This window comes from Acinetobacter soli (assembly GCF_000760595.1).
Taxonomy (GTDB): Bacteria; Pseudomonadota; Gammaproteobacteria; order Pseudomonadales; family Moraxellaceae; genus Acinetobacter; species Acinetobacter soli.
This window is the reverse complement of sequence record NZ_BBNM01000006.1, coordinates 54,177-78,924: the sequence shown is the minus strand read 5'-3', so window position 1 is coordinate 78,924 and position 24,748 is coordinate 54,177. Positions and strand designations below refer to the sequence as shown.

The following is a 24,748-nucleotide window of genomic DNA, read 5'->3' as shown; positions in this document are numbered from 1 at the left end:
ATCATAGCAAATAAAAAAATGCCAGCGCTATGCGCTGGCATCTCGTTTTGGTCATTATTGAATTTGCTACATTATTTTAGTAGACATCACGTCGATAACGACCTTGTGCTCTAAGCGCATCGAGTTGAATTTCACCTAAAATATCGGTGAGTGCCTGATCGACACCCGATGCCATGCCCTCGATACTGCCACAAACGTAAATGACAGCATCTGCATCAATCCATTGTTTTAAAATCTGTGCCTGATCTCTCAAGATATCTTGAACATAGCATTTTTGTGCCTGATCGCGTGAGAACACCAGATCCAATCGTTTCAACATACCTGTGCTTTGCCATGCGCGAATCGTATTTTCGTAAAAAAAGTCACATGCTTGCTGGCGCTCACCAAAAATCAGCCAGTTTTCCGTATAGTCGTGACGAATTCGGGCATGTAATAAGCTCATTAAGCCGGCAATTCCAGTTCCATTTCCAATGCAAACAATAGGGCGGTTGTCATCGATGAGATGAAACGAGGGATTGGTACGAATACGCAGGGCTACAGGTTCACCCACGCTTAAATGTTCGGTTAGCCAGCCAGAGCCCAAGCCCAATTGACCATTTTGGTCAAACTGCTGGCGAACGGTCAATCGTAATACTTGCTGGCTTGGAATACTGGCAATTGAGTATTCGCGAGTCGGCAATACAGCAAGTTGTTCGAGTAAATGTTCCGGATTGGCAAATGGTTCGACATCAGTGCTTAAATCACGATTCCAAAGTGCTTGAGCCAGCTTACTTTCAACGCTCTCTACATAAGTTTGTGCGGATAACTGATGCTTTTCTAGAAAGGCCTTCACTCGTGCAGGCGAGTTACCCGGTTGAATCTCTGCAATATCACCAGCTTGCCAGATAGTATCATTGGTTGTGGTAAATTCCAGATTGTATGCAGATGCACCTTGGCTATTGGGGTTTAAAAGCTCACGCTTGCTCAATCTCCATTCATCAAAGATTTTTTCGATGTTCATCGACTGAAGTTCAAGTTTGGTGGCACTGACCAGTGCCGTGTTCCATTTTTGAATGTCATCAGGATGAGCATTATCAACTTCAATTACATCAAACAGGGCATGTGCACCAGACTGTTTCAGCCATAGATCGACACGATGGCCAAAGGCACAGTAGCTGTCTGGATATTCTTTTGACCCCAGTGCCAAAATGGCATAGTTGAGATGATTCAAAGCCATTGATGACTTTAAGAATTTTTTCTCAAAGTTGCTGGCCAGATCTGGGGCTTCGCCTGTGCCATAGGTGCTGAGTACAAACAAAATTTGTGGTGAATTTTTGAAGTCACTTTCGGTTAATTGCTGAACTGGTCGAACCTGAACGGGTTGATGCGCTTCTTGTAGTCGTGTTGCGGTGCGCCATGCCAGCTGTTCCGCCACACCCGTTTGAGAGGCATACGTGATGAGCCAAGGCGTTGCATTTGGATCGATATAATGATCACTGACATGATGCTGGCGTGCAGCCAAGGTTAATTTTTTCTGCTTACGGCGTTTTAGATACAGCATCCAACCCGTCACAAAAAACAGCGGCATCGCCAAAGAAGCAAGCATTGCAAAAAAGTGGTACACCGGGCCAAAGAAACTGCCGCGATGGACTGGCAACATGCTACTCATGATTTTTTCATTGAGTTTTTTGTCTTCATACAGCTCTAATTTTTCAATTTTACCCGTCCCATAGTGATAGACGGCTGAGTTACGGGCGCGTTCATGCTGTGGTGTTGCATCTATGAAAGAGAGCTCAATCGTTTGATCGGCTTTTTTAGGTAAATTGAGCGTAATAGACGAATAATCGCGGCCAAGTTGAGTGTTAAAACCAGTCCATGTCTTGTTCAGTGCATCATAAATTTGTGCAGAAGAGAGTTGTTCGCGAGATTCACCGCGGCCTTCACCACGATGTTCTTGTCCTGCATGGCCTTGTTGAGGCTGACCTTGCATCCGATTTGTCGCTTGACCTTGTGCATTACGAGGTCCGGCCTGCATTTGTGGTTGTGGTCGTTCAACACCCATCAGCTTAAACATACCGTCACGCCACCAGTCATACGACCAATACAAGCCCGTACATGCCATCAACAAATAAAACACCACCACCCATGTACCTATAACGGCATGCAGATCCCAAATAAAATTGCGCCCTTTAAGTTTTGGCTTTACAAACAACCACTGACGCCATGTGTGACGTTTTGGCCAGCGTAAATAGAGTCCACTGAGTACAAAAAAGATCAAAATTAAGGTACATGCTGCCGTAATTTGCTTGCCCACCGGCCCGAACGTTAGGTTGCGGTGTAACTGCTGAACAAATTGAAAGAATCCACGTCCCTTGATTTCAGGCAGTACCTCAGCCGTATAAGGGTTCACCATCATGTTATAGCCGCGACGTTCACCTTCTTTTTGAATATTTACGGTGGAGGAGGCGGTTGCATCTTTGGCGATAGTAATACTATTGATTTTTAGATCGGGCTGACGCTGCTCAAAGTGCTGATACAACTGTGCAGGTGTGAGTTTAGGCGTATGTTGCGCCTGAACAACATAACTGTCCTGATTAATGAGTTTTAAAATCTGCTGGTCGTACGAATAAATCGCACCCGTTACTCCCATCAACGCAAGGATAAGACCCGCACTGATCCCCAAAAACCAATGAATCTGGAAAAAGACTTTTTTTAACATGGCTGTAAACGCAAAATTAGAGATTTAAATTTTGCTAGAGTATAGCTCAAGATTCGTTAGATAATATGGATTTTCGAGATAATATTAATTTTCATTATCATTTAATAATACAGATAAAAAAAAGCCTCCGCGTACGGAGGCTTTTTTTAGGTTTTCAAATTAAAACGATTTTGCATCACCGACTTGTTCGTTCAGGTGCTTACGAATGGTATTAAATGAAAAATTCTTGGTGTCCATACGCTTTGGAAGCAAATATGCACCTTGCTGTCCTTTTACTTTAAAATTCAGCAAGATAAAATCTGGAGTGTTATACCATTCATAGATGTCTTTCCAGCTAATGGTGCCAACACCTTCTTGACCATTCATCTGCTGACGCATCACAATACCGTGTGGCTGCACGCCCAAACGAACACCTTTAATTTCCTGAACTGGAAATTCATTCATTTTGCGTTTTACATACCATTCTAGGCCATACTTGCGCAGTACGAAGTACAACACCACACAGATGATGGCAACCCAGCAAAAAATGGTGGAATAGTTTTTAAGAAGAATAATCCCTGCGATAGACAGTAGTAAAACCACTGCCATGATGATCCATGCTTTTGTGCTGATTTTATTGGTGCTACGCCAAATCTTAAGCTGAGCATCACGTTGTTCAGCTTCAGACACTTCGTAGTTAACAGGCTGTAGCGTATAAGCGTATAAAGTTTTCGCGGTCATAGTGCAAATGCAATTAGTGAATTTTAAACTCGCCAAAGTTTAGCATTAAATCACGCCAATCCGTGAATATATTGTGCCATTTTCATGCGATTTACAGTGATGCCAATTCGGTGGCGGCATCATCCCGATCATGACTCAGGCTTTGCTTGAGTGTACTGAGCAGATTCAAAATACTGTACATCAGGGAAAGCTGCTGCAAAATAATAATAGCCAGTTGATCTTCCTCACTATTTTGCTTTAAACGCTGCCGAATGGTTTGCAGCATATTCTGTGCGGTTAGCCCGGGCATTTCATCTCTGAGCAGAGCCCCTTGAATGTCGTCTAATGCTTTATCGAGTAGATTGAGAATCTCTTGATCATCAATCTTTTCACGATGTGCACCGAGCGCAGCAATATAACTAAGAAAAGTATGATGTAAGCACAGAAATTCGAATGCCAGATTTTTTTGAATCGGATCAAAATCAGGTTCGGTCGCAAGGGTAGAAATTAAAGATGCCACATCTGCATCGGTGTTATGCGCAGTACGGCGCGCAATCCGATAGCTCAGACCATGATTTCGACCATGATGATACTGCTGCACCACATCGACCAGATAATTACACTGCGCTTGAATGGCACGGCGAATGGTGCGCGGTAAGCGCCGAAACTTCCAGTCTGGCCAGATAAAGCTAACGCCCAGCCACGCCAGCGCGCAGCCGATGAGGGTATCGATCATGCGTGGTAATCCCGCAGAAAAACCGAAGCCATCTAAATTAAAGTTAATCAGCGCCAAAATGGTAATAAAGGCTGTGGCTTGTGCATACTGTTTACTGCGCAGTTCAAAAAACAACACGCCACTCAACACCAAAATCAGCAACTGACCTTCAAGTGAAGGCACAAAGTATAAAATCGCAATACCAATAATGATGCCGACCAATGTACCCACAATTCGTAATCGCAGTCGGCGTTTGGTGGCATTAAAATTCGGCTGGCAAACAAACAGTGCAGTCAATAGAATCCAGTAGCCGTATTGAATACCGGTTGTTTGGACAAAAATGTAGCCTACAAACAACACCACAGAAAGCCGAACAGCATGACGAAATAACACCGACTCTGGTGTTAGATTTTGACGAATCCGCACAATGATATCGTTCCAGCCCTTAAGATCGTCGTCTTTAAGCTGATGATCCATCTGCTTCACTTTATCTAAAGCAATATTACGCTCTGTTTCTAAATTACGTAACTGTGCATCGATACCTTTCAAATTTTGATAAAGCGCATACAGCGCATTGACCCAAAGCGGATCATAAACCTGATCGTGACGTAATTTCCCCAAAGACTGTTTGAGATTTTCAAAGGTGTGTTTAAAGCGCTTGTTATGTTTGTAGGGTTGCCGCTTTAAAATACTTTCGCTTAAATCCTTGCAGGCTTTGCCTTGTATGGTCAAAATACGTTGGAAACGAAACAAAATGTCGCTGTGCTGAAAAATTTTACTCAGTTCTTGATAATTGATATGTGCCGAGTCTGCGCGCTCATGAATATCTTGTGCCACAAAATAATATTGCAGGCTGCGTCGGGTGTCTTTTTGTCCGCGATCGCCTTTGAGTCGGGTGAGCAATGAAGCTTTTAAATCGTTAAAAATCCCGACCAGTTTGCCGTTTTCCATCGATAGATCAATCAAGGATTGTTGATAACTCTCAGGTGTCATATCGACATCGAAAACACTGGATTTAGCAAATAAAAAATCACCCAGCGATGCATAGCAGGCCGATAATTTATCTTGTACGGGGCGAATCGGAAATAACAAGAAACTAATCGTGGCGATCAAACCATACCAAGCTGCACCGCACACTAAAAGAGCAGGTTGCATGTACCATTCTGGGAAGAGGTGTACGCCCAGCATCGAGTAAACCGACACCACCAAGCATCCATAGGAAATGGTGGTGTATCGGCGCCCTAAAGAGCCCAATAAAATCCAGAAAATACAGGCCACAATCAACCCCAGTGCAAATGCCACCGGATGTGGAAACAAAAGCTGTACCGAAGTTGCAGCGGCAAAAAAGCCCACGTAGGTATAGACCAGATTCATGATTCGAACAGAAAAGCGGTCGTCGATATCACTCAAGCCAGCGGCAACCACACCGAGGGTGAGCGGAATAGTGGCCAGTTGATAATCGAGAAAATAAGGCACAAAGGCAGTGCCTGCAAATGCAATCAGCATCCGAAGGTTATACATCAGCGAAGTGTTGTAAGTCGCTTGTTTGAGTTTGGAAAACCAAGAGTTCAAGGGGATTCCTTTAAGCTATTGAGTGAAAGACACCTCCCTGCATGCACGTCAGGTTGAGTCATCATCGTTATTATTACTCAGTGAAATCATACTATGGACAGTGTAAGCTTGTCTTCACACTCCGTATTTAATATTAAAATGTGACTATGTCCGAAAGTAGATTACCCGGTCAATATTCAATTGCGTGGATTATGCTGCTGGCCCTTTTGACCGCACTTGGGCCGCTGTCGATTGATATGTACTTGCCAGCCTTACCACAAATGGCCAGTGATTTTGGAACCACCACGCGTATGGTGGCCAATACCCTGCCTGCATATTTCTTGGGTTTGGCAATCGGTCAACTTGTTTATGGCCCGATCAGTGACCGAATCGGCCGTAAAGCGCCGTTATATGTTGGACTCACTTTATATGTGGTGGCCAGTGCATTATGTGTATTGGCGCAAAATGAATGGTCGCTTATTTTAGCCCGACTGGTACAAGCGCTGGGCGGCTGCGTGGGTGTTGTGATTGCACGTGCTGCCATACGTGACAGGCTCGATGTACAAGGTTCGGCACAGGCCTTCTCAAGTATGATGATTGTGATGGGGATTGCACCGATTGCAGCGCCAGCGCTGGGTGCAATGGTGTTGGAGTTTTTCCATTGGCAGGCTATTTTTTGGTTACTCGCACTGATTGGCTGCTTATGTTTATTGTGCATTCATTTCTTCTTTGATGAAACTTTGGCACCTGAAAAACGCTTAAAACTTAGCCCTTATCAGGTGGTGACTTTGTATGCCGCGATTTTTAAAGATACCAGCTTTCGTTTCCCGATGTTGGCGGGGTGTTTAACCGGTGGGGTATTGTTTAGTTATATCAGTTCAGCATCTTCTGTTTTAATGGATCAATATGGTTTGGGGCAGCAGCAGTTTGCCTATGCGTTTGGCTTTAATGCCTTGGGAATCATGATTGTCTCTTCCATCAATAAAAAGCTGGTATCCAAACTTGGCACCATGACTCGGCTTAAAATAGGGGGGTTCATTCAGCTAACAGGTGCAGCGTTAGTACTTTTGAGTGGTCTGATTTCAGATGCGCCAATTGCAATGGTGATGGCAGGTTTGTTTTTAGCTGTTTCAGGGCTAGGAATGACTGGACCTAATGCCATGGCGCTGGCAATGTCGAGACAAGGCGCCCGTGCAGGTACAGCCAGTGCCATTATGGGCAGTATGCAGTTTGGCTGCGGTCTGTTGGGTGGTGTAATTTTAAACTTTCTCGTCTGGAATGCCCTACTAAATATGGGCATCATGATGATGCTATTTTCTGGCGCAGGGGTAATCGCGATTTTTGCTGTCGCACGTCAGCTTAAGCTGCAAAATGCTTAAGTCCCCAAATGAATAAAAAAGACCTGCATATTCAGGTCTTTTTTAGTTGAGTCGATGGATTTAATCTAAAAACTGGGTAAAGCTCTCGACGCTTTCACGTGGTGTAATAAAGGTATTCACAATATGATCTGGGTCTGCATAGCCTAAAGCCACCGTACAGACCAGCTCTTCATCTTCAGATGCATGAAGTACATCAAGCACAATCGGATGAAAATGATTCCATGCAGCTTGAGGGCAGGTATCTAGTCCGCGGGCTTTTGCAGCAGTCATGACGTTTTGAATCATCATGGCAATATCCATTTTCGATCCGACGCCCATCATTTTATTGACGGTAAAAAACAGTCCAACCGGTGCATCAAATAACTGGAAGTTACGTAATTGCTGTTGGGCCATTTTTTCTTTTTCGCCCTTTTGAATATTGAGTAATCCATACAGGCCCCAGCCATTTTCACGGCGGCGATCAATAAAGGGTGAAATCCATTTTTCAGGATAATAAGCGAATGTTTCCTGATACTGCTCGGCGTGGCTTGGATCATTGGTCAGTGCGATTTGGGCGTCACATACTCGACGAATCATGGTGTCGCGTGTTTTGCCAGTGACTACATACACTTTCCATGGCTGGGTGTTGGTCCCCGACGGTGCACGGCTTGCGACTGCCAGAATATCTTTAATGATTTGAGGTTCAATGGGGGTGGGTAAAAAAGCACGAACCGAATGTCGAGACGTAATGGCTTGATCGACCAATTGAACTTGCTCGGACTGCATGGGCGTTCCTTATCCGTTTTTTAATGCCTCCACTATAAAGGATTCATCTGCAATTTTTAAACCGATTTTATAAAATCAAAAACAGACTGTAGTAGATAAACTGCAACTGGAACTATGAAAAAATGAGTGATATTGCGTAAAAAATCGCCACAATTACAGCAAAAATACGGTGTCTACTGTAATAGTATACTATACTGAACGCCTTATGATTTTTAGCTTTGCTTCAAATCAAACTGTTTGTTCTTATCTGAATTCATCTTTCTGTTTCACTTCTTTTGGGTAATTGTTCTCAAGGTTCCGTTTAGTCATCTTTATCATTCACATATTAGAAGAATGAAAATCGATTAAATGCTTGAGAGTTAAATGGAAAATATATGGAATTTACATTTAATGCCTTTTATACGTTGATTGCAGCGGTCATCGTATTACTTTTAGGGCGATTTTTAGTCAATAAAATTGACTTTCTGAGACGTTACAACATTCCTGAACCAGTCGCAGGTGGCCTTGTTGCTGCGCTGTTGTCATTGGTGGTGCATTCGATCTGGGGCTACAGCATTACTTTTAGTAGTGAACTCCAGACCAGTTTTATGCTGATTTTCTTTGCTTCGATTGGTTTAAGTGCGCACTTTGCCAAGCTCAAAGAAGGCGGTATTGGGCTGGTAATTTTCTTGGTCTGCGTTGCTTCGTTTATTGTCGTGCAAAACTTGGTTGGCATGAGTCTGGCCACCTTGCTGGGTATCGATCCGTTAATTGGATTAATCGCAGGTTCGATTACACTTACAGGTGGGCATGGTACTGCAGGGGCGTGGGGAGAAATTCTAGAGACTCAACATGGTATTCAGGGCGCTTTGGCACTCGGCATGGCCAGTGCGACCTTTGGCTTGATTATCGGCGGGATTATTGGCGGGCCTTTGGCCAAGTTTCTGATTCAACGCCATCAATTGTCGCATGCTCGAACCGACGCACAAATTCGTAATCGAGATACGCATGTTGATGAGCATCCTGAAAATCTTGCGCCATTTGAAAATCCGCATCAAGTACGTCTCATCACGGCAGACAATGCCATTACCACATTGGGGATGTTTGCAGCGTGTCTGGCCTTTGCAGAATTCATGACCGGTTACAGTAAAGGCACCTGGTTTGAGCTACCTACATTTGTGTGGGCGCTTGGCGGCGGCGTCATTTTACGTAACGTATTGGAAAGCATTTTTCGTGTCGATATTTTTGATCGCGCGATTGATGTATTCGGCAATGCATCGTTATCGTTGTATCTGGCCATGGCACTTTTATCGCTCAAACTCTGGCAATTGGTCGATTTGGCTGGTCCTTTAGTGATTATCCTTGCAGCACAAACCTTAACAATGGCATTATACGCAGCTTTCGTGACCTTCAAGGTCATGGGCAAGAATTATGATGCTGCTGTTCTTGCAGCCGGGCATTGTGGTTTTGGGATGGGGGCAACGCCTACCGCCGTCGCGAATATGCAAGCGATCACCAATATGTATGGGCCATCTCATAAAGCTTTTTTAATTGTTCCACTGTGTGGTGCATTTTTTGTTGATTTAATCAATGCGACCGTAATTCAAGTAATTCTTAAGTTTTTTGTGTGAAACTAGAGAAATGATTTAGGGCACATTGATTCAAAATGTCGATAAGTAAAAAAGCCTCTGATTGTAGAGGCTTTTTTATTTATTTAGTGGGATTTAGATAGACACCATAGTGATATGGTAAACACAAGTGTTTCAGATATGAATGAACAATTAACTGCAACCCTGATGTCTTGGGTCAGCTTTTTTAATGATCCTTTATGGGATTTTCTGGTCGTTTTCTTGCTGGCAGCAGGTACGTTTTACACCATCGCAACCAAAGCGGTGCAAATTCGTATGTTCTGGCAAAGTATTCGAGTCATGAAGGGAAGCCGTAAAGACGGTGAAGATGAACACGGTATTACGCCGTTTCAGGCCTTTGTAACTGGTCTTGCAAGCCGTGTTGGGGTTGGAAATATCGCCGGTGTGGCGATCGCGATTGCGTTAGGTGGGCCTGGCGCAGTGTTTTGGATGTGGGTAACTGCATTATTGGGTATGAGCTCGGCATTTACCGAATCTACACTGGCTCAGTTGTTTAAAGTTCGTGACACGCAAACTAAACAGTTCCGCGGTGGACCTGCCTACTACATTACTCAGGGATTAAAGAGTAAAACATTCGGCTTTGTGTTTGCCATTTCTCTTATTTTTACCTATGGTTTTGTATTTAACTCAGTACAAATCAATGCGATTGCCAATGCAACCTCGCACTCTTGGGGCTGGGATAAAGCCAATATCATCTTGCCTCTTGGCGGCCTCAACTTCGAAGTATCTTGGGTTGGCTTGGCTTTGGTGGTATTGGTGGCAATTGCCATTTTTGGTGGTATCAAACGTATTGCCAAATTTGCTGAAATGTTTGTTCCAATTAAAGCAGGTTTGTATTTGGCGGCTGCATTATATATTGCAGTCATCAACTACGATATTTTGCCTGATGTTTTTAAACTGATCTTCACCGAAGCATTTGAGTTTAAAGCAGCGGCAGGAGGCTTTTTTGGTGGAATGATTTCATTGGCCATGATGCAGGGCATCAAGCGCGGTCTATTTTCAAATGAAGCGGGGATGGGTTCTGCACCGAACGCCGCTGCTGCATCTGAAGTGAAACATCCAGTCGATCAGGGCTTGGTACAGATGCTCGGTGTATTTGTAGATACCTTCATTGTATGTACCTCAACGGCATTGATTATCCTGATTTCGGGTGTTTATCACGATGGTGGCACCATTGGGGTTGAAATGACCCAGCGTGCGCTTGAATCACAGCTAGGTAGCTGGGGCGGTGATTTTCTTGCGGTATTGCTATTTTTGTTCTGTTATTCGGCTGTGCTGGGCAACTATGCCTATGCAGAAGGCAATATGCAGTTCATCAATAACAGCCCGAAAGTCATGTTTATCTTCCGTATTTTTGTATTGTTCATGGTTTACTTTGGCGCAATCAGCAGTGTTCCGTTGGTTTGGTCGATGGCCGATCTGTTTATGGGTATTATGGCGACCATCAACCTGATTGCGATTTTGTTGCTCACGCCATTTGTTCGTAAGCTTCTCAAGGATTATCGTGAACAAATGAAAAAGGGAATCAAAAACCCTGAATTCAAGATTGATCAATATCCTGAGATGAAGAAAAAAGTCGATAGCGATATCTGGTAATTAAAATTCAAAATAAAAAAGCAGTCTGTTTCACAGGCTGCTTTTTTTTGAGCTGATATAAATTCGATACAGCTTTTCTTGTAACATGCGACTAAACTTGCCAAACAAAAAAAACAGGATAAAGGTTTTTTATTGCAATGAGATGTCTGTCTATTCTACTGTTTGGATTTTCCCTGATACTTGCAGGGTGTCAACACGCACCCGTAGAAAAGCATCAACCAATTGCGCAGCCTTTACTAGAAACACAGCGTGATCAGGTCGCAGCTTCCTTTGCATCGATCAAGCAGCAACGCCCGGTTGTGGCGCTGGTCTTGGGCAGTGGTGGTGCGCGTGGCTATGCACACATTGGCGTGATTGAAGTACTTGAACAGCATGGTATCCGTCCAGATTTTATCGTGGGCACCAGTGCAGGCAGTATTGTGGGCGCGATTTATGCCAGCGGAAAAACATCGAGTGAGTTACGAGATATCGCGCTTAATTTAAAAGTGGGCGATGTGCGTGAACTGACCCTCGATAAAAAAGGCTTTTTTGATGGTAAAAAAGTTGAGGATTATGTCAATCAGCAAGTTAATCATCAGCCACTCGAGCACATGAAAATTCCGATGTTTGTGGTGGCAACCGAGCTTAAGCAAGGCAAACAAACCATTTTTAATCAGGGCAATACCGGGCAAGCCGTTCGAGCGTCAATTTCGATTCCGAGTATGTTTGTACCTACTAAAATTCAAAATAAAGAATATGTCGATGGTGGACTGGTCAGCCCTGTACCGGTCGAAGTTGCCCGATCACTCGGTGCAGACGTCGTTATTGCAGTCGATATTCTGGCACAGCCCATCCATACAGAAACCACCAACATCTGGGGACTGTTTAACCAGAACATTAATATTATGCAAAACCGTTTAGCGGATGAAGAACTCAAACACGCTGATATTGTGATTCAGCCAGAACTTTATGAAAAAGCACATATCTTTGATGTAAAGGAACGTGAGGCCACCATTCAGGCGGGCATCAATGCTGCACAAAAAAAATTAGATGCGATTCAAACGGCACTTGATCTGCATAATGTCGATGCGCAGGCCAAGCAGCCGTAAAAACAAAAATGGTATTAAAGCTGAACGGTTGCTCCCAAGGCTTTAATAAATTGTGCCAGCCACTCAGGATGGGCAGGCCATGCGGGTGCGGTAATCAAATGACCATCAGTCACGGCATCGGTCACGGAAATATCGGCAAAGGTTCCACCAGCCAGTTTAACTTCGGCAGCACAAGCGGGATAAGCCGAACAGGTTTTACCTTTTAAAACGTCTGCTGCCGCCAGAATTTGTGCGCCATGACACACCGCCGCAATGGGTTTTTTGGCCTGATCGAAGGCCTGCACAATGGCAATCACGCGTGCATTCATGCGCAGATATTCGGGCGCTCGTCCGCCCGGAATGACCAAGCCGACATATTGATCGGGTTGTACGTTTTCAAAATTATAGTTGATGGCAAAATTGTGACCGCGCTTTTCACTGTAGGTTTGTTCACCTTCAAAGTCATGAATGGCTGTGGCGATATGATCGCCTTCAATTTTATCGGGACATACCGCATGCACGTCATAGCCTAAAGCAGTTAAAAACTGAAAAGGCACCATGGTTTCATAGTCTTCTGCATAGTCACCAACCAGCATGAGAATCTGTTTTGTCATTTTAGGGTCCTGTTATGATTATGTATTGTGATTTTCGCTTTTATCATACGCTTTTTACGTTGCAAAAAAATGAGTTTTTGAGCTGGCTCAATGGCGATATTGTATGAAGATGCTTTGGTGCTTGCACTTGTTACAAAAAATGATTAAAAGAACAGGAAATTGGATCAATCTACAACGAGACGATAAATATCGTTTAGGTTAAATTTAAGTTTCACGCTTTAGGCTTGATTCAAATGCGACGATTCGTCATGAAGGAATAAAAATTTACCATGTTTAAATCATTTTTTCCAAAACCGAAGTGGTTTGTTTTATCCCTCATTTTTTGGTTTGGTATCAATCTGCTGCTGTGGTACTCGGGTGGAAAACACTGGGGCGAATTTGTTGGCTTTCCTAAGGGCTATGCCGATGCGGAGCTGGCGGTAAGTGTTGCACGTTTTTGGTCTCCCGCATTTATATGGTTTTATATCTGGTTTTTTATCGCAACCGCGCTTTTTGCTGGGTTCTGGAAAATGCTGTCAGACAACCCTTGGCAACGCTGGTCGATATGGGGAAGTGCATTTATTTTATTTAATATCTGGTTTGGCGTACAAATCAGTGTTTTGGTCAATGCGTGGTATGTCCCATTTTGGGATCTCATTCAGAGTATGCTGACCAATGGTGGCGGTAACATCATGGATTTGTATAAAGAAACCCTAGTTTTTCTTTATATTGCCATGGTGGGGGTAACGCTGGCTGTCGTGAATTCCTTCTTTACCAGCCATTACGTCTTTCGCTGGCGTACTGCAATGAATGATTTCTATACAGCGCATTGGGATAAGCTCCGCCACATCGAAGGTGCCTCACAGCGTGTGCAAGAAGACACCATGCGTTTTGCCACTATTATGGAAGACTTGGGAGTTGAACTGGTCAAGGCCATGATGACCTTGATTGCCTTTTTACCGTTATTGTTTCAGCTTTCCAAATATGTACCCGTCGTTCCGATTATTGGTGAGCTCAATCATTCGTTGGTTTGGGCCGCCATCGTTTGGGCAGTATTTGGTACGGTACTTTTGATGGTGGTCGGGATTAAATTGCCTGGCTTGCAATTTAATAATCAAAAAGTGGAAGCGGCCTATCGTAAAGAGTTGGTCTATGGTGAAGATCATGCTGACCGTGCCAGACCCGCAACACTGAAAGAATTATTTAGCCGTGTGCGTACAAATTACTTTCGTCTTTATTTTCACTATGCTTATTTTAACTTGACTGCGACTTGGTATGGTCAGTTAGATATTCTCTACAATTTGGTTGTGTTATTTCCATCGATTGCAGCGGGTAAACTAAGTTTGGGTTTGATCAATCAAATCGGTGGAGTATTCAATAAAGTACGTGATTCATTCCAGTATTTAATTAATTCGTGGAAAACGATTATTGAGTTGCTTTCTATTCGTAAGCGTTTAAAAGCATTTGAATCGATTTTGGATCAATCATCCTGATTAAAAAAGCCTTCAGTACAATGAAGGCTTTTTTGATGTTTAAAGCGTTGTTTGATATTTGATTTAGCGGCGGTCATCCCAACCACGATGATCATAACGTCCACGGTTATCCCATCCACGATGGTCTCGATCATAGCGACCATGGCCATCTCGATGATGAGGACCATCATAACCAAATGGATCGACTACACAGCCTGCTGTGAGTACGGTTGATGTCACCAGAACGCTTGCGAGTATCGCTTTTAATTTAGTCATATTTACACCCTTGACCTTGTTTTATAGGTCTATGATGCGACATGCCTAGCCAGAGAGTAGGGAGAAATGAGAGGAGTTGTGTGAAGAACTATTCACACTGTATACATAAAATATCGCGATGCTGCTCTTGTTGGCAAAAGTGAATCATGAGCCAAGAAAGACAACCCCTAAGCCTGCCCCACAAATCATGATCCATAACGGATGAATTTTTTTGACCAGTCCCATTGCCGCAGTAAATACCACAATCGCAATCAGAAACATATTTTGTGCTGATGCATCTGCAATCAACCATGCACTGACCAAAACCAGACCGACTGTAATGGGTTTTAATGCCTGCTCAAAACGACCACGTAATGGATGCGCTTTAAATCGATCCCAGAATTTTAATGCATATACAGTGATAATCGATGAGGGGCCAAATTTTGCCAATGAGGTCACCAGCAAGCCAGCTGGGCCTGCAACATGCCAGCCAATTAAGGGGATAATCATCATATTTGGGCCGGGTGCAGCCTGTGCCATGGCAAATAGCGAACTAAATTGCTCAGCCGTCATCCAGTGATGCACATTCACCACCTGATGCTGCATTTCAGGCAAAATGGCATTACCTCCACCAAAGGCCAATACAGACAATTGTGCGAAAACACCTGCTAAAACCACCAAAACCGATATCATGCTTTTCGAGCTCCCAAAATGACAAAATTGATGACCAGTAAAATCAGTAAAGTGAGCGCCAAAGGAATTTTCACGATCAGCATAAATATAAACGTCAGCACGATGGTCAGGGCAGTTAAGTAACTTTTCATGATCGGGCGTAGCATTTTTAAACCTGTGGCAAACAGTAATCCGGCCGCGGCCGCGGCTAGGCCTTGAATCATGTGTCTTACAGTTGGAAGATGTTGAAAGTGTTCATAAATTTGATACAACCCCAGCACAATCAAAGTGGGTGCTGAAATGAGCCCTAAAATTGAACTGAACGCACCTTTTACGCCTTGAAATTGCATCCCGATGGCAACAGACATATTAATAATATTGCCTCCGGGAAGAAGCTGGCACACTCCGAGTAAATTGGTAAATTGTGCTTCATCGAGCCATTTCTGGTCTTCAACAATCATGCGATGTGCCAGCGGTAATACTCCACCAAAACCCATGAGCCCAAGTTTCATAAACCCGATAAACAAAGCCTTACAACTGGGCGTAGATGTCTGTTCACTGGCTATTGGCATGGCGTGTACTTTCATTAAACCCTCATACTGTTGAATCTTTGATAGACATAGCATGAGCCGATCATGGTATATTTACAAATGCTATTTTTGCCATTAAACATACCAAAAAGGTATAGCAATGATTGATATTCATAAACTCAATGCCTTTGTGGCGGTGGTCGAGGAAAATAATATTTCCAGAGCAGCACAGCGTCTGCACATGCAGCAACCGCCTCTTACACGACTGATTAAAAGCCTTGAAGAAGAGCTTGAAATTCAGTTGCTTAAGCGACTGCCTCGTGGCGTTGAAGTAACTGAAGCCGGCAAAGCACTGTATGAAGAGGCACTCACCATTTTGGCACATGCACAAGCCATTCCCAGACGAGTACAGAGCATTGCACAGGGTAAAGCTGGACAGCTCAATATTGGCTTTACCAATTCGGTCGGCTTACATCCATTTTTACCTGCATTATTACGTCGATATCGTGATCAGTTTGCTCAGGTCTCGATTCATCTAGAAGAAGAAAGCAGCGGTGCGCTCATCGATTCAGTCATGAACGAGAAACTAGACATTGCATTTTTAAGAAAACCGGCCCCTGTAAGAACCGAACTACACAGTGTGCATGTACTGAACGAACCTCTCATTGTGGCTTTGCCAACCAGCCATCCTTTGGTAGAACATCCTGATACGATTCGTTTAATTGACCTTGAACCTTTTGAGTTTGTTTTATATCGGCGTCTTGCTGGTCAGGATTTGTTCGACAATATTTTAGCCAATTGCTATCAGGCTGGATTTAGTCCAAATATTATTCAGGAAGCGCCAAGGCTTACATCGAGTTTAAACTTGATTGCCGCAGGCATTGGGTTGTCAATTGTGCCAGCATCCATTCAAGATTTCTGGAATAAACAAATCGTTTATCGGTCACTCGAAGCAAAAAAGCCATGTATTGCACCAATTTATGCAATTTATCGGGCCAAAGACAACAATATCCGTGTGACGCATTTTTTAAATCTGTTGAAAGCCAGCCAGTCATTTGAAAATGTAGTTAATATTAATGAGTAAACTGATAGAAATTTAAAATCGGGCCAACCAAATGTTGCTGTGATTTATCTAACGTGACTTTGATTTCTCGAAAGTTAAAGTCGCCATCATCACGATATTTTGCAACGCCATGCGTTTTATTATTCAGCTTCGGAATCTGATAACTAAAGAAAGCGCTATGTTTGGATGGATGTACCACATTCAACAACTTCTGTGAGTCTTTATAACCTCCAAATTCATTTTCTATGCTTTCTTTTAATAATTCTGGAAAATACAGGCTGGCATAGGGCATACCGCAACCGACGCATAGTGAAGAATCGTAAAGCTGAATGGCCTGTTTTTGATCTGGACTCATGATTAACGCATAACCCGTACCATTTGCCCCAGCATTTGCTTCGATATCTTGCCAATCTTTTGGAACCAGTACCGTGCCAATTTCAGGTAGTCCGACCAATTTAAGTTGCTTTGCTAGATTAGCACCTAGCTTAAAATCAAAATGACAGGTTTTTGCTGTACACGATTTAAAGCCTTTTAACAGTCCATCATTGACGGGATTAGGTGCAGTAACACCATAAAAAGGAACGCGAACATCATTGCTAAAGGAGACTTCACCCAATGCATATATTTGATTCATTGCTTGGCGTTGTTTAGCTGTATTTGAAAATTGAGGAAAAGACGGCTTAAACGTGGATACTTCAGCATGTGTCAATGGAAGCCAAAGTATCGAGCCTAAAGAAAGAATCGTTTTGATGATCAATTTTATCATAATAAGGATAGATCCCAATAAAATAGCTGTTTTAAAGCTAGCATATTTTTAATACAAGCGTGTATGACTGTTCCATTCAAAAAGGTTTTAGAATGATGGATAGATTCATAATAAGTTGATGAGAATTCCAAATGATCCAACTAAAAAAAATAGTGTCAGGTTGTGGCTTTATGGCAATAAGTTACTTTGCCTTTGCACAGGATATTCAGGGTACTGCCTTTACCCATCAAAACTGGGAGGTGTATTGTTCAAATACTGGAACTTGCCGTGCCGCGGGTTATCAAAGTGATGACGGTCAGCAAAATCCAGCATCGATTCTACTTACTCGGGCGGCAGGGCCAAAGCAGCCTGTACGCGCACAATTTGCGCTAGCAAATGGCGGCGAGGATAGCTTTGCTGCCAATCAAGTCAAAAATATTCATTTTTATATCAATGACAAAGATTTGGGTGCTGTCGCCGTGAAAGGAGTTGAATCGCCATTGATAGGCACGCTTTCGGCTGCGCAAGTGAATGCATTGCTCAAACAAGCTTCGCAGAAAACCAAGATGAGCTTTAAAAATTCGCATTACGTTTGGAATATTTCCGATGCAGGTATGACCGCCGTACTGCTTAAAATGGATGATTTACAAAAACGTATTGGTACCACGGGGGCTATCGTCAAAAAAGGCAGTGCAAATGAATCGAATGTATTGATGCCTCAGCCTAAATTAATGATTAAAAAGGTAAAAACAGCCGATCAGCCATATCTCACCCTAAAACCCAACACCAAACAATATCAAAGCCTGCATGCACGCTTGTTAGCTGCAAATCCAAAACCAAAAGAAACCGATTTTTGTGAAGGGATTTATAACGGCGCCGACAAAGGTGCAAAACCTCAACCTATTCAGTTGTATAAACTCACCAATGGTAAAGTTTTGGCTACAACCTTGTGCGTTCGCGGTGCATACAACGAAGGCTATGGCGCATGGGTATTAGACCAGTCATTGCAAGGGCAGGCCACGTATGTGACCGAATGGGCAACCGACATTGCTTCTGGTGAAATCAGCAGTGCGTTTAAGGGCAGAGGAATTGGTGATTGTTGGTTAGAGCAATCATGGATTTGGGATGGACAACGCTTTGTACAAAATCAAAACCGATGGACAGGAATGTGTAAAAATATTGCGGCTGGTGGTGTTTGGGAACTCGATCAGATTGAAGCAGTAGTGAAATAATTAAACTGTGAACATAAAAATAGCCAAAGGAAATATCATGCTTCAGCATAAGATTGGTTTGGGTGGAATAATTTTAATGGGGGCATCTGCCTGCTTGAGTGGCTCTGTTTTTGCTGCACCTCTACAGATTCTCGATTTCAAAACTGGACAACTTAACCAAACGACTCAAGATCAACTTTGTAAACAACTCAAAGACCTATGTAAAAAAGGGGTGCAATGGAGAAGCCTAACAACTCCAGACCAGAATTTGTGGGTTTTATCGAATCGTAATGATGTTGCACAATTTAAGCCAACATCGATGGGTTATAAATTGATTCGACAGTGGAATATCGTGACAGTCGCCAGCGAAGACATTGATCAAAAACAATATGTATTTCCCAAACTTTTTCCACTGACTCAGCAGCGTTATGCGATTGCAGTCATCGATCAGTTTTCAGAAATGTATTCGGGTGGTGGCGCAAAAATAGAACAAGCCGGTTTTTATGAATTAAAAGATTCAGGTCAGGCACATCGCTTTATTGAAAATTATCCATTTAGTTTTAGTCGAATGGTTCGAGCATGCTTTTCAGAGCAGGACTATGCAGCTTCAAAAGGGCGTTGTCATGATGAAGATGGCTTGAGTTTGGATATTCGGCCACTCAAGCCGATGCTATGGCAATTTCGTTATCGCTATCATTTAGATGTATCACCAGCATCCGATTCGGGTGAAAAATCTTATAAAGGTAGTCGCGACTTAAATATCGATTTAAATCGAGTACCAAAGCAGCCCAATATTCCTGAAAATTGGAATTATACCGGTCAGGGTTAAGTGTGATATTTACAGCCACCTAACAGATTAAATAAAACAAAATATGCTAAAAGTAGGCAATTGCAGATTGGAGTGAAACTTATGTTACAGCGTCGTGATTCATTATTGGGGCAGAAACGTTCTACCATTGCGTGTGCATTTACACTTGTAGCGGCCATGTTTGGAGCAACTCAAATGGCAAATGCTGGCCCTGCGGTGGATCAGTTGAGTGATTGCTTGGTGAAATCGACCACAGCAGCCGATAAAACAACGGTGTTGCAATGGACTTATGCGGCATTGTCGGTGCATCCCGATTTAAAAGCATTTAGTAATGTGAGTGCTGAGCAAAAAGATCAGCTTGACCAAAAGCTTGCGCAAGTGTTGCAACGAATTATTATCGATCAATGTTCGGCACAGACCAAAAATGTAATTCAAACCGAAGGCTTACAGGCAGTGGGGCAGAGTTTTCAGCAATTGGGGCAAAATGCAGGTGAAGAGATTGTAAAAGATCCGGCAGTGAAACAGCAGTTACAAGGAACACTACGTTATATCGATTTAAACAAAGTGGCGATGACGTTTTTGACACCAGGCGTGTTGGGTAAGTTGGGGGTAGTGAGATAGTATTTCTCTCTAGCTCTTACCAAATAAAAGGAGAGTAGATTTCAATAGACCCTTAGAAAAATCTTTTTCCTTCAGAAAGATGCTTGAGGGTGAGGACAAATGGCATTCCTGTATAAAAATTAGATAAGCCCTAAGTTCTTGAGTTTTACAATAGAGGATACTTCTTGATGGTTATATTGTATTTAAAATCATAGGTTTATAACTTAATAACATGTTAAGTTATATTTGTAAAAAATAGATTGGAATTTAATGTCAGCTTATATAAATCGAGAAACAAGCTTTACCGAAAGTGAGAAATTGGTAAATGAATTGGGATCTAAATCTTTTCTAAGATTTTGGACATGGCCAAATTTATTCAGAGATCAAGAAAATGGTAAAGAAATTTGTGATTTAATTATTGTATTTGGAAATGATATTTTATTAATTAGTGATAAAAAAATTGAATTTAATACTGAAAAAGACCCAGAGATTGAATGGAAGAGATGGTACAAAAAGGCTATCACTAAATCACTGTCACAAACTTTAGGTGCAGAAAGATGGATACGAAAATTTCCAAATCGACTTTTCGTAGACAAAGGATGTACTGAAGCTTTCCCAATTAATTTTGATATTTCCCAAGCTAAATTTCATCACATCTTAGTTACTCATGGTTTAGAAAATGTATTAGAAAAGACTCTAGGCTATGCAAGTTTGCAATTTACAAATGATCATAAGCTTAGCGATCATCAGCCCTTTAAAATAGGATTAATTAATCAGGGTAATCCATTTTTTCATGTCTTTACAGAGAAAACATTACAAGATTCATTAGGTCATTTTGATACAGCGAATGACTTTATAGAATATTTAAAGCTTAGAGAGTTTTTTTTTCTTACGAATAAAGATGTCAGTTTAAATGCTGAAGGTGATTTAATAACTTTATGGTATGCAAGTTATGATAAAAATATAAAAAAAAGGAATATTTTTTCTAATTCAGAAATGAATAAAGATTCTGTCAATTTAAATTATCCCACTTTTGATAAATTTATTGATAGAGAGGATTTTAAATTAAGAAAAGAATTAGATAAAAATAGTTATGTATGGGATGCCTTAATTGAGTCATTTAGTTTTCATATTTTAAATGGTACATCTGTAGATAACACTAATTGGACAGAAATACATGAAATTGAAGAAAAAATTAGAAATATGGCAAAAGCTAATAGATTTCAAAGGCGTATTTTAGGAGATTCATTTGTTGGTATGTATTATGATTTTAAAAATAAAAGAGGCACAAGACTTTCTACAATAAGTGGATTAGAACAAGCATATTTATTTTTTTGCTTACCAGTTGCAGTAGAATATGGAAGTATGGAGCAATATCGAGAAGTCAGAAAAATGATGCTTCATGAATACGCAGTGATTAGAAAATTAAAGCATCCTGAGATTAAGAGTCTAGTTATGATTGGTTTTGCATCTGCAAGAGATGGATCAATTTTAGATACAAGTTTTTTTGAAGAAGGTAATGATTTCGGTTATATCGATTTTTCTGATTGGTCTGAGGAAGAAAATAATCAGGCTAAATATGTTCTAGCGGAATATGAAAAATATAACTTAGTAGGAAAAAATCAGATTACTGAAATGGTGGCAGAAGAGTTTACAGCGACCTATAAGAAAACCCGCTTTTAAGCGGGTTTTCTTTTGAAAATAGATTAGCTTAACCAATCAACTTCTTCATCAATTCATTCACTTGAGCAGGATTGGCTTTGCCTTTTGAAGCTTTCATCACTTGACCTACAAGGCCATTAAAAGCTTTCTCTTTACCAGACTTATACTCTTCAACCATTTTTTCATTGGCTGCAAGTACGTCTTTAATGATGGCTTCAATCGCACCTGTATCGGTTTCTTGCTTTAAACCTTTTTCCTGAATAATCGTATCGGCAGATTTGCCTTCATCCCACATAAAGCCAAAGACTTGTTTTGCAATTTTACCGCTGATGGTGTTATCTACAATACGTGCAATCATGCCACCCAATTGTTCGGCAGACACAGGCGAATCTGCAAGCTCTAGGCCAGCTTTATTTAAAGCACCAGAGAATTCACCCATCACCCAGTTTGCAGCAATTTTACCGTGTGCTGCACCACCAGCCGCTGCCACAACCGCTTCATAAAAATCGGCCATTTCACGAGACAAGGTGAGTACATGCGCATCGTATTCGGTAATTGCAAATTCAGCGATAAAACGTTCACGGCGTGCAGCAGGAAGTTCCGGCATGGTCGCTTTAATTGCTTCAATTTGCTCATCTGCAATGATCACAGGCAACAAATCTGGATCTGGGAAGTAGCGATAGTCGTTCGCTTCTTCTTTAGAACGCATTGAGCGAGTTTCCATTTTGTTTGGATCAAACAAACGGGTTTCCTGATCAATTGTGCCGCCCCATTCCAAAATTTCCATCTGGCGCTCAATTTCGACATTGATCGCTTGCTCGATAAAACGGAACGAGTTGAGGTTTTTCAGCTCACAGCGGGTACCAAATGCATCACCCGGACGGCGCAATGACACGTTACAGTCGGCACGGAATGAACCTTCTGCCATGTTACCGTCGGAAATTCCTAACCAGCGCACAAGCGTGTGAATCGATTTAATATAAGCAACCGCTTCTTCGACCGAGCGCATATCTGGTTCAGATACGATTTCGAGCAATGGTGTGCCGGCACGGTTTAAGTCGATACCCGACATACCTTCGAACTGGTCATGAATCGATTTACCGGCATCTTCTTCTAAATGCGCACGGGTTACGCCGATGCGTTTGACGGTGCCATCTTCAAGTTGGATGTCGATATGACCCAAGCCCACAATCGGATTGTCCATCTGGCTGATCTGATAGCCTTTTGGCGAATCTGGATAGAAATAGTTTTTACGTGCAAATACAGAAGCCTGATCGATATATGCATCGATGCCCAAGCCAAAGCGGATCGCAAGATTCACCACTTCTTCATTTAATACTGGTAATACACCCGGCATGGCCAAATCGACCAAGCTTGCTTGCGTATTCGGATCTTGTCCAAATTCGGTCGAAGAACCCGAGAAAATTTTAGATTGGGTTGCAAGCTGGGTATGAATCTCAATCCCGATTACTACTTCCCAACCATCAATCAGGTTCGACTTTGGCTTTTTTTGAGCTGCTTTTGAAGGATTATTCATTAGGCATTCTCCTCAGCAATTGCCGCACGTTGGGTGTGGAAGGTGGTGTCTTGTTGGTACTGATGCACAATTGAAAGCAATTGCGACTCAGACCAGTAATTACCAATCAGTTGTAAACCGACAGGTAAATTGTTGCTGTCGAGGCCCACAGGCGCATTGATTGCAGGTAAGCCCGCAAGGTTCACTGCAAGGGTGTAAATATCGCCCAAATACATTTCAACCGGTGTGAGATCGGCACCAATTTTATAAGCTGTGGTGGGTGCAGACGGCGCAGCAATCACATCGACATTTTCAAATGCTTTTAAGAAATCTTGCTGAATTAAGCGGCGTACTTTCTGCGCTTTTACATAATAGGCATCATAATAGCCAGCCGAAAGGGCATAAGTACCAATCAAGATACGGCGCTGTACTTCTGCACCAAAACCTTCTGAGCGTGAACGCTTGTATAAATCCATCAAATCGACCGGATTTTCACAGCGATAGCCATAACGTACACCGTCATAACGCGATAGGTTCGATGAGGCTTCAGCAGGTGCAATCAGGTAATAAGTGGGTACATAGCTTTCAGTCATGCTAAGGTCAATCTCGACCAGTATCGCGCCCATCTCTTCCAGTTTTTTCAGAGATTCTTCTACGCGTGCTTTTACCTCGGCATCTAAGCCTGCCACATTGAAGTACTGCTTTGGAATACCAATACGCAGGCCTTTTAGTGCTGTTGCATTTAAGTTCGCTACGTAGTCATCGACGTCTTTTTTGACAGACGTTGAATCTTTGGCATCATGACCTGCCATCACATTCATAAGGTAAGCGCAGTCTTCGGCAGAGCGTGCCATTGGGCCGCCCTGATCTAGCGAAGATGCATAGGCGATCATACCAAAGCGTGATACACGGCCATAGGTCGGCTTTAACCCTGTTAAACCACAAAACGATGCCGGCTGACGAATAGAGCCGCCCGTGTCTGTACCTGTGGCAAACGGAGCAAGGTCTGCGGCCACGGCAGCTGCCGAACCACCCGATGAACCGCCCGGTACACGGTCGAGTGCCCATGGGTTACACGTTGCATCAAAGTAGGAGCTTTCTGAAGTTGAGCCCATTGCAAACTCATCCATGTTGAGTTTGCCCAAGGTCACTAAACCTGCTGCATTGCCTTTGGCAACCACTGTGGCGTCATAAGGCGAAATAAAGTTGTCGAGCATTTTAGAACCGGCAGTGGTTTTAATGCCTTTGGTACAAAAGATATCTTTGTGTGCCAATGGAACGCCAGTGAGGAAGCCAGCGTTGCCAGCCTGACGCAAGGCATCGGCAGCATCGGCCTGTGCCAGTGCCTGTTCGTGGGTCACAGTGACATAACTTTTTACCTGAGCGTCGATTTTGTCGATGCGGTTCAGATAATGTTGCGTGAGTTCGCGGGAAGAAAATTGAGCTTGGCCTAGACCCTCGGCGAGCTCACGAACAGATAAGCGGTGTAAATCGGTCATAAGTAAAAATTCTTTACGTTCAAA

Annotated in this window: 21 protein-coding genes; 10 read left to right on the top strand and 11 right to left on the bottom strand. The window is 42.6% G+C overall.

Annotation, left to right across the window (positions count from 1 at the left end):
* Positions 1–76: 76 nt before the first annotated feature.
* From Aso01_RS08850 to yccS, 3 genes are all read right to left on the bottom strand, one after another.
* On the bottom strand, positions 77–2,698 hold the full coding sequence (locus tag Aso01_RS08850; RefSeq protein ID WP_004935207.1) for a PepSY domain-containing protein: 2,622 nt from the start codon (positions 2,696–2,698) through the stop codon (positions 77–79).
* 159 nt (positions 2,699–2,857) lie between these two features.
* Positions 2,858–3,418: a YcxB family protein gene (locus tag Aso01_RS08845; RefSeq protein ID WP_004935210.1), complete on the bottom strand. Its 561-nt coding sequence runs from the start codon at positions 3,416–3,418 to the stop codon at positions 2,858–2,860.
* A 91-nt stretch (positions 3,419–3,509) separates the two neighbouring features.
* Complete coding sequence (gene yccS / locus Aso01_RS08840; protein ID WP_004935212.1) at positions 3,510–5,684, bottom strand: YccS family putative transporter; 2,175 nt, start codon at positions 5,682–5,684, stop codon at positions 3,510–3,512.
* Positions 5,685–5,830: 146 nt separating this feature from the next.
* Between yccS and Aso01_RS08835 the strand changes: the two genes are divergently transcribed.
* Complete coding sequence (locus Aso01_RS08835) at positions 5,831–7,042, top strand: multidrug effflux MFS transporter (protein WP_004935214.1); 1,212 nt, start codon at positions 5,831–5,833, stop codon at positions 7,040–7,042.
* 60 nt (positions 7,043–7,102) lie between these two features.
* Here Aso01_RS08835 and Aso01_RS08830 read toward each other — a convergent pair whose 3' ends face one another.
* Positions 7,103–7,807 carry a nitroreductase gene (locus Aso01_RS08830; RefSeq protein ID WP_004935216.1) on the bottom strand — a complete coding sequence of 235 codons (705 nt, stop codon included), beginning with the start codon at positions 7,805–7,807 and terminating at the stop codon, positions 7,103–7,105.
* Between the two features lie 374 nt (positions 7,808–8,181).
* Between Aso01_RS08830 and gltS the strand changes: the two genes are divergently transcribed.
* The 3 genes from gltS (at position 8,182) to Aso01_RS08815 (ending at position 12,119) form a co-directional block, all read left to right on the top strand.
* On the top strand, positions 8,182–9,417 hold the full coding sequence (gltS, locus tag Aso01_RS08825; RefSeq protein ID WP_004935218.1) for a sodium/glutamate symporter: 1,236 nt from the start codon (positions 8,182–8,184) through the stop codon (positions 9,415–9,417).
* 138 nt (positions 9,418–9,555) lie between these two features.
* Positions 9,556–11,031, top strand: coding sequence for an alanine/glycine:cation symporter family protein (locus tag Aso01_RS08820; protein WP_034440484.1), 1,476 nt, complete (start codon positions 9,556–9,558; stop codon positions 11,029–11,031).
* A 137-nt stretch (positions 11,032–11,168) separates the two neighbouring features.
* On the top strand, positions 11,169–12,119 hold the full coding sequence (locus tag Aso01_RS08815; RefSeq protein WP_004935221.1) for a patatin-like phospholipase family protein: 951 nt from the start codon (positions 11,169–11,171) through the stop codon (positions 12,117–12,119).
* Positions 12,120–12,133: 14 nt separating this feature from the next.
* Here the strand turns inward: Aso01_RS08815 and Aso01_RS08810 are convergent, their stop codons facing one another.
* Positions 12,134–12,712 carry a DJ-1/PfpI family protein gene (locus tag Aso01_RS08810; RefSeq protein ID WP_004935223.1) on the bottom strand — a complete coding sequence of 193 codons (579 nt, stop codon included), beginning with the start codon at positions 12,710–12,712 and terminating at the stop codon, positions 12,134–12,136.
* A 269-nt stretch (positions 12,713–12,981) separates the two neighbouring features.
* Between Aso01_RS08810 and sbmA the strand changes: the two genes are divergently transcribed.
* Positions 12,982–14,184: a peptide antibiotic transporter SbmA gene (gene sbmA / locus Aso01_RS08805; RefSeq protein WP_004935232.1), complete on the top strand. Its 1,203-nt coding sequence runs from the start codon at positions 12,982–12,984 to the stop codon at positions 14,182–14,184.
* A 63-nt stretch (positions 14,185–14,247) separates the two neighbouring features.
* On the opposite strand, the gene Aso01_RS08800 is transcribed toward sbmA, so the two are convergent.
* From Aso01_RS08800 to Aso01_RS08790, 3 genes are all read right to left on the bottom strand, one after another.
* Positions 14,248–14,439 carry a hypothetical protein gene (locus Aso01_RS08800; protein ID WP_004935236.1) on the bottom strand — a complete coding sequence of 64 codons (192 nt, stop codon included), beginning with the start codon at positions 14,437–14,439 and terminating at the stop codon, positions 14,248–14,250.
* A 144-nt stretch (positions 14,440–14,583) separates the two neighbouring features.
* Entirely contained in the window at positions 14,584–15,111 is a 528-nt protein-coding gene (locus tag Aso01_RS08795) for a chromate transporter (RefSeq protein ID WP_004935238.1), read from the bottom strand.
* Positions 15,108–15,677: a chromate transporter gene (locus Aso01_RS08790; RefSeq protein WP_004935240.1), complete on the bottom strand. Its 570-nt coding sequence runs from the start codon at positions 15,675–15,677 to the stop codon at positions 15,108–15,110. The genes Aso01_RS08795 and Aso01_RS08790 overlap by 4 nt, the downstream gene beginning before the upstream one ends.
* Before the next feature lie 103 nt (positions 15,678–15,780).
* Between Aso01_RS08790 and Aso01_RS08785 the strand changes: the two genes are divergently transcribed.
* Positions 15,781–16,704, top strand: coding sequence for a LysR substrate-binding domain-containing protein (locus Aso01_RS08785; protein ID WP_004935244.1), 924 nt, complete (start codon positions 15,781–15,783; stop codon positions 16,702–16,704).
* Here Aso01_RS08785 and Aso01_RS08780 read toward each other — a convergent pair.
* On the bottom strand, positions 16,694–17,449 hold the full coding sequence (locus tag Aso01_RS08780) for a DUF4850 domain-containing protein (RefSeq protein ID WP_004935249.1): 756 nt from the start codon (positions 17,447–17,449) through the stop codon (positions 16,694–16,696). The genes Aso01_RS08785 and Aso01_RS08780 overlap by 11 nt on opposite strands.
* 131 nt (positions 17,450–17,580) lie before the next feature.
* Between Aso01_RS08780 and Aso01_RS08775 the strand changes: the two genes are divergently transcribed.
* From Aso01_RS08775 to Aso01_RS08760, 4 genes are all read left to right on the top strand, one after another.
* On the top strand, positions 17,581–18,660 hold the full coding sequence (locus tag Aso01_RS08775; protein ID WP_039909839.1) for a DUF1176 domain-containing protein: 1,080 nt from the start codon (positions 17,581–17,583) through the stop codon (positions 18,658–18,660).
* A gap of 37 nt (positions 18,661–18,697) precedes the next feature.
* Positions 18,698–19,468, top strand: a complete 771-nt coding sequence (locus Aso01_RS08770; RefSeq protein ID WP_004935256.1) for a hypothetical protein — start codon at positions 18,698–18,700, stop codon at positions 19,466–19,468.
* 81 nt (positions 19,469–19,549) lie between these two features.
* A complete protein-coding gene (locus Aso01_RS08765) occupies positions 19,550–20,068 on the top strand; it encodes a hypothetical protein (protein ID WP_004935259.1) in 519 nt (172 codons plus the stop codon).
* Positions 20,069–20,317: 249 nt separating this feature from the next.
* Positions 20,318–21,730, top strand: coding sequence for a hypothetical protein (locus Aso01_RS08760; protein ID WP_004935262.1), 1,413 nt, complete (start codon positions 20,318–20,320; stop codon positions 21,728–21,730).
* Between the two features lie 28 nt (positions 21,731–21,758).
* Here Aso01_RS08760 and gatB read toward each other — a convergent pair whose 3' ends face one another.
* Together gatB and gatA are read right to left on the bottom strand one after the other, a co-directional pair.
* Positions 21,759–23,246: an Asp-tRNA(Asn)/Glu-tRNA(Gln) amidotransferase subunit GatB gene (gene gatB / locus Aso01_RS08755; RefSeq protein WP_004935265.1), complete on the bottom strand. Its 1,488-nt coding sequence runs from the start codon at positions 23,244–23,246 to the stop codon at positions 21,759–21,761.
* Positions 23,246–24,724, bottom strand: coding sequence for an Asp-tRNA(Asn)/Glu-tRNA(Gln) amidotransferase subunit GatA (gene gatA / locus Aso01_RS08750; protein WP_004935268.1), 1,479 nt, complete (start codon positions 24,722–24,724; stop codon positions 23,246–23,248). Before gatA ends, gatB begins: the two co-directional genes overlap by 1 nt.
* Positions 24,725–24,748: the final 24 nt, after the last annotated feature.

Bases quoted from the DNA above. Each gene is read 5' to 3' on its own strand.
- Aso01_RS08850 (WP_004935207.1), bottom strand. From the start codon at position 2,698: ATGTTAAAAAAAGTCTTTTTCCAGATTCATTGGTTTTTGGGGATCAGT.
- Aso01_RS08845 (WP_004935210.1), bottom strand. From the start codon at position 3,418: ATGACCGCGAAAACTTTATACGCTTATACGCTACAGCCTGTTAACTAC.
- Aso01_RS08835 (WP_004935214.1), top strand. From the start codon at position 5,831: ATGTCCGAAAGTAGATTACCCGGTCAATATTCAATTGCGTGGATTATG.
- Aso01_RS08830 (WP_004935216.1), bottom strand. From the start codon at position 7,807: ATGCAGTCCGAGCAAGTTCAATTGGTCGATCAAGCCATTACGTCTCGA.
- gltS (WP_004935218.1), top strand. From the start codon at position 8,182: ATGGAATTTACATTTAATGCCTTTTATACGTTGATTGCAGCGGTCATC.
- Aso01_RS08820 (WP_034440484.1), top strand. From the start codon at position 9,556: ATGAATGAACAATTAACTGCAACCCTGATGTCTTGGGTCAGCTTTTTT.
- Aso01_RS08815 (WP_004935221.1), top strand. From the start codon at position 11,169: ATGAGATGTCTGTCTATTCTACTGTTTGGATTTTCCCTGATACTTGCA.
- Aso01_RS08810 (WP_004935223.1), bottom strand. From the start codon at position 12,712: ATGACAAAACAGATTCTCATGCTGGTTGGTGACTATGCAGAAGACTAT.
- sbmA (WP_004935232.1), top strand. From the start codon at position 12,982: ATGTTTAAATCATTTTTTCCAAAACCGAAGTGGTTTGTTTTATCCCTC.
- Aso01_RS08800 (WP_004935236.1), bottom strand. From the start codon at position 14,439: ATGACTAAATTAAAAGCGATACTCGCAAGCGTTCTGGTGACATCAACC.
- Aso01_RS08795 (WP_004935238.1), bottom strand. From the start codon at position 15,111: ATGATATCGGTTTTGGTGGTTTTAGCAGGTGTTTTCGCACAATTGTCT.
- Aso01_RS08790 (WP_004935240.1), bottom strand. From the start codon at position 15,677: ATGAAAGTACACGCCATGCCAATAGCCAGTGAACAGACATCTACGCCC.
- Aso01_RS08785 (WP_004935244.1), top strand. From the start codon at position 15,781: ATGATTGATATTCATAAACTCAATGCCTTTGTGGCGGTGGTCGAGGAA.
- Aso01_RS08780 (WP_004935249.1), bottom strand. From the start codon at position 17,449: ATGATAAAATTGATCATCAAAACGATTCTTTCTTTAGGCTCGATACTT.
- Aso01_RS08775 (WP_039909839.1), top strand. From the start codon at position 17,581: ATGATCCAACTAAAAAAAATAGTGTCAGGTTGTGGCTTTATGGCAATA.
- Aso01_RS08770 (WP_004935256.1), top strand. From the start codon at position 18,698: ATGCTTCAGCATAAGATTGGTTTGGGTGGAATAATTTTAATGGGGGCA.
- Aso01_RS08765 (WP_004935259.1), top strand. From the start codon at position 19,550: ATGTTACAGCGTCGTGATTCATTATTGGGGCAGAAACGTTCTACCATT.
- Aso01_RS08760 (WP_004935262.1), top strand. From the start codon at position 20,318: ATGTCAGCTTATATAAATCGAGAAACAAGCTTTACCGAAAGTGAGAAA.
- gatB (WP_004935265.1), bottom strand. From the start codon at position 23,246: ATGAATAATCCTTCAAAAGCAGCTCAAAAAAAGCCAAAGTCGAACCTG.
- gatA (WP_004935268.1), bottom strand. From the start codon at position 24,724: ATGACCGATTTACACCGCTTATCTGTTCGTGAGCTCGCCGAGGGTCTA.